This is a genomic window from Pseudomonas sp. NPDC088885 (assembly GCF_044750025.1).
GTDB classification, from domain to species: Bacteria; Pseudomonadota; Gammaproteobacteria; order Pseudomonadales; family Pseudomonadaceae; genus Aquipseudomonas; species Aquipseudomonas rustica.
This window is the reverse complement of the sequence record NZ_JBIVJB010000179.1, coordinates 1-4,131: the sequence shown is the minus strand read 5'-3', so window position 1 is coordinate 4,131 and position 4,131 is coordinate 1. Positions and strand designations below refer to the sequence as shown.

Here is a 4,131-nt window from a genome sequence, read left to right as displayed (position 1 = left end):
AGGGTGGTGCCACGATCAGCCAATTTGCGCGGGTCAACGTGAGGTGGAATCGGGTCATTCAACATAGGCGCAGCATTATAGGGATGCACCCACCCATGTCAAAGGAAATTGTTCCCTGTCCGTCACTTGCACGCCTCCGCTAGAATTCGCACCTGCCTCAGGAGACACGAATGCTGCCTTTATTACTCGCTTCAAGCTCGACATATCGTCGCGAATTGCTCGCCAGACTGCACGTGCCGTTCGTCTGCTCCTCGCCGGATATCGATGAAAGTCATCGTCCGGGCGAGCCAGCCATCGATCTGGTCAAACGCCTCGCCGAACAAAAAGCCCGGGCATTGGCCGACAGTCATCCTGCGCACTTGATCATCGGCTCTGACCAGGTTGCCGTGCTCGGCGAGCAGATCATCGGCAAGCCGCACACCTTCGAGAAGGCCCGCGAGCAACTGATGGCCGCCAGCGGCGCCAGCGTGACCTTCCTGACCGGCCTGGCGCTGCTCAACAGCCAGACCGGCGAATGCCAGGTCGACTGCGTGCCGTTCACCGTGCACATGCGCCAGCTCGATCAGGCGCGCATTGAGCGCTATCTGCGCATTGAGCAGCCTTATGACTGCGCTGGAAGCTTCAAGGCTGAAGGTTTGGGGGTGAGCTTGTTTCAGTCTACTGAAGGGCCGGACGCGACCAGCCTGATCGGCCTGCCATTGATTCGGCTGATTGACATGCTGTTGGTGGAAGGCGTGCAGATTCCTTAAAAGCAAAAGATCGCAGCCTTCGGCAGCTCCTACAGGATTCATGTCATCACAAAAATGTGATCGGACATGAAACGTGTAGGAGCTGCCGCAGGCTGCGATCTTTTGATCTTTACAACGAATTAACGCAACGATGGCCCGTGGAAACCCATCCACATCGCCAACTGCTCAGCCACGCTGGCGCCAAGCTTTTTCGAGAAGCGATCAAACGGCGATTCCTGAACGGTGAAATCCACCAGTTCTTTCTCGCCAATCACGTCACGCGCAACCGAGCTGGCATTGCCCAGCCCATCGATCAAACCTAACGGCAGCGCCTGCTCGCCCGACCAGACCAGCCCGGAGAACAGCTCCGGATGCTCTTTGTCCTTCAGACGATCACCACGGCCCTGCTTGACGCTATTGATGAACTGTTTGTGCGTGGTATCCAACACCGTCTGCCAGAACGCCGTTTCATCCGGCTTCTGCGGCTGGAACGGATCAAGGAACGACTTGTGCTCGCCCGAAGTGTACGTGCGACGCTCAACGCCAAGCTTCTCCATGGTGCCGACAAAACCGTAACCGGCCGCCGTCACACCGATCGAACCGACCAGACTCGCCTTGTCGGCATAAATCTGATCCGCCGCGCTGGCGATGTAATAAGCACCGGAAGCACCCAGATCGGAAATCACGGCATACACCTTGATATCCGGGTGCAGGCCGCGCAGGCGCTTGATTTCGTCATACACATAACCCGACTGCACCGGACTGCCGCCCGGGCTGTTGATGCGCAGGACGACACCTTTGACCTTCTTGTCCTCAAACGCAGCGCGCAGACTGCCGACAATATTATCGGCGCTGGCCGGCTCTTTATCGGCAATCACCCCGGTGACATCGATCAACGCGGTGTAGTTATCGCTACGGGTGGCGCTTTTTTCCATGTCCATCAGCGGCGTGAACAGGATCAGCGCAATAAACAGATAAACAAACGTCAGCAGCTTGAAGAAGATCCCCCAACGCCGCGAACGGCGCTGCTCTTGCACGCCGGCCAGGAGAGTCTTCTCCAGCAGCTTCCAGCTTTTCTCGTCACCGCCGTCGGCATCTGCCTTGGCCGGTGCTTTCCATTCGTCGGTCATGCCATCCACCCCAGCAAAAACGTATTAAGCCTGCTGCGCCAGCCAGGCATGCAATTCGGAAAAACGGTCGATCGACAGGCGCGGCTCGAACTGCTGCAGCGATTCGATCGATTGCGCGCCATAACTGACCGCCACCGAATCCATCCCCGCGTTACGCGCCATCAGCAGATCGAAGGACGAATCACCAACCATCAGCGCCTGCTCGGCGCGCACGCCGCAATGAGCAAGGATCTGCTCCAGCATCAGAGGGTGCGGCTTGCTCGCAGTTTCATCGGCAGCGCGGGTGATATCGAAATAATCTTCCCAGCCATTGGCCTTGAGCACTCGATCCAGACCCCGGCGATTCTTGCCGGTGGCCACGGCCAGGTGATAACCCTGCTCGCGGAACGACGCCATCGACTCGACGACCCCTTCGAACAACGGCGAAGGCACGGCTTCTGCGGCGATGTAGTGATCAGCGTAATACTCGCGAAACAAGGTCATTTCGGCGTCGCTGATCTCGGGATACAAGGTGCGGATCGCCTCAGGCAGGCCCAGGCCGATGATGCCTTTGACGGCGAAATCATCGCGCAACTCGAAACCGGAGCGCCCGGATGCCGAGTGCATCGCCTCGACGATCCGGTGAATGGAATCGGCCAGCGTGCCGTCCCAATCAAAAATCAGCAGCTTGTAATCAGATGGGCGCACTCAATCGCTCCACGGTCTTGGCCCACATTTCATCGACGGGCGCCTGCAAGGTCAGCTTGCCGCCATCCGGCAGCGGCACGGTCAGCATGTAAGCGTGCAGAAACAGACGCTTGCCGCCCAGATCGCGGATTTCCTTGGTGAAATCCTCATCGCCGTACTTGCTGTCGCCAGCAATGCAATGGCCAGCATGCAAGGTGTGCACGCGAATCTGGTGGGTGCGACCGGTAACCGGTTTGGCTTCGACCATGGTGGCGAAATCCCCGAAGCGGCGCAGCACCTTAAACATCGTCAGAGCTTCTTTGCCTTCTTCGTTGACTTCGACCATGCGCTCGCCGGAACGCAGGTTGCTCTTGAGCAATGGCGCGCTGACTTTCTTGATCGAGGTTGCCCAGTTGCCGCGCACCAGCGCCATGTAGCGCTTGTCGACGCCATCGCCGCGCAATTGCTCGTGGAGGTGACGCAACATGCTGCGCTTTTTGGCGATCATCAGCAGGCCGGAGGTGTCACGGTCGAGACGGTGAACCAGCTCCAGCTCTTTGGTATCCGGGCGCAACTGACGAAAGGCTTCGATCACACCGAAATTCAAGCCGCTGCCGCCGTGAACCGCAATGCCGGCGGGCTTGTTGATCACGATCAGGGCTTTGTCTTCGAAGACAATCGAGGCTTCCAGGCGCTGCAACAGACCCTGGGCCAATGGCACCGGTTCGTCGCGCTCAGGCACGCGAACGGGCGGCACGCGCACGATATCGCCGGCCTGCAGCTTGTATTCGGGCTTGATCCGACCTTTGTTCACGCGCACTTCGCCTTTGCGCAAAATGCGGTAAATCAAGGTCTTGGGCACGCCTTTGAGCCGGGCGAGAAGGAAATTGTCGATTCGTTGGCCGGCATACTCCGGCGAGACTTCAAGCAATTGAACGCCTGGAGTCGAAGGGGCAGTAGTTGTCATGCCGCGGATGATAACAATTTTTATGGAATTGAAGCACTTAATCATTGCTGCTATAGTCGCGAACGCCGCCAAAAGCGGCCTGGACAGCGGCACCACGGTCAAAAACCGGCCCTGACCATCGCAATTCACCAGGACGCGAGGCCGTCCTACGGGGCTTTTGCTACGTAACGGTGGAGTTTGCAGTTGTAACAAGCGCAGGTGACATGAGGCCTGAATTACACCGTCGAGCAGAGTTTTTACTCGCCTGACAGGCAGATATTCACGGCCAGTTCACAAAGTGCAGTCAACCGCAGATGACCCCGAGCGAAAGCTTCGGAAACACCGCCTGATTAGCCATGATGCGTGACCTCCCCTTTCGGAGCTCACGGTAAATGCCAACCCGCTGCGGATTCTGCGCGCGGCAGCACCCGAATTATCAGGGATACGTGTAGGGTGGAGATGCACAACCGCTGGACTGTGTAGCAATAGGCTTTATCAAGACGCTTCATCTCGTCCACAGCCACGGTTGATTCCTCCTCCTGACTGAGTGCTTAAGTAGCCACAGCAAGCAGGACGCGTACGTCGCTATATCGGCCCAATTGGCCGCATATCGCTGGACACGGGAATGGCCAACCACTCCCGACGCACCTGACACCGACCG

The 4,131-nt window shown here is 58.0% G+C and carries 4 protein-coding genes and 1 pseudogene; 1 reads left to right on the top strand and 4 read right to left on the bottom strand.

The window, feature by feature from the left end; all coding sequences use genetic code 11:
- A pseudogene (locus ACIP1X_RS27970) lies at window positions 1-65 on the bottom strand (metal-binding protein); the annotation flags it as partial.
- 105 nt (window positions 66-170) lie between these two features.
- Between ACIP1X_RS27970 and ACIP1X_RS27965 the strand changes: the two are divergent.
- On the top strand, window positions 171-749 hold the full coding sequence (locus tag ACIP1X_RS27965; protein WP_400755887.1) for a Maf family protein: 579 nt from the start codon (window positions 171-173) through the stop codon (window positions 747-749).
- A gap of 119 nt (window positions 750-868) precedes the next feature.
- Here ACIP1X_RS27965 and sppA read toward each other — a convergent pair whose 3' ends face one another.
- The 3 genes from sppA to rluC are packed head-to-tail and all read right to left on the bottom strand — an operon-like array spanning window position 869 to window position 3,491.
- Window positions 869-1,858 (bottom strand): signal peptide peptidase SppA, encoded by a 990-nt coding sequence (gene sppA, locus ACIP1X_RS27960; RefSeq protein ID WP_053122616.1) that lies wholly within the window; start codon window positions 1,856-1,858, stop codon window positions 869-871.
- Window positions 1,859-1,882: 24 nt separating this feature from the next.
- Window positions 1,883-2,545: an HAD-IA family hydrolase gene (locus tag ACIP1X_RS27955; RefSeq protein ID WP_053122618.1), complete on the bottom strand. Its 663-nt coding sequence runs from the start codon at window positions 2,543-2,545 to the stop codon at window positions 1,883-1,885.
- Window positions 2,532-3,491, bottom strand: coding sequence for a 23S rRNA pseudouridine(955/2504/2580) synthase RluC (gene rluC, locus ACIP1X_RS27950; RefSeq protein WP_045123283.1), 960 nt, complete (start codon window positions 3,489-3,491; stop codon window positions 2,532-2,534). The genes ACIP1X_RS27955 and rluC overlap by 14 nt, the downstream gene beginning before the upstream one ends.
- Window positions 3,492-4,131 lie beyond the last annotated feature (640 nt).

Excerpts from the sequence above, each read along its gene's own strand:
- ACIP1X_RS27965 (WP_400755887.1), top strand. The coding sequence starts at position 171 with ATGCTGCCTTTATTACTCGCTTCAAGCTCGACATATCGTCGCGAATTG.
- sppA (WP_053122616.1), bottom strand. The coding sequence starts at position 1,858 with ATGACCGACGAATGGAAAGCACCGGCCAAGGCAGATGCCGACGGCGGT.
- rluC (WP_045123283.1), bottom strand. The coding sequence starts at position 3,491 with ATGACAACTACTGCCCCTTCGACTCCAGGCGTTCAATTGCTTGAAGTC.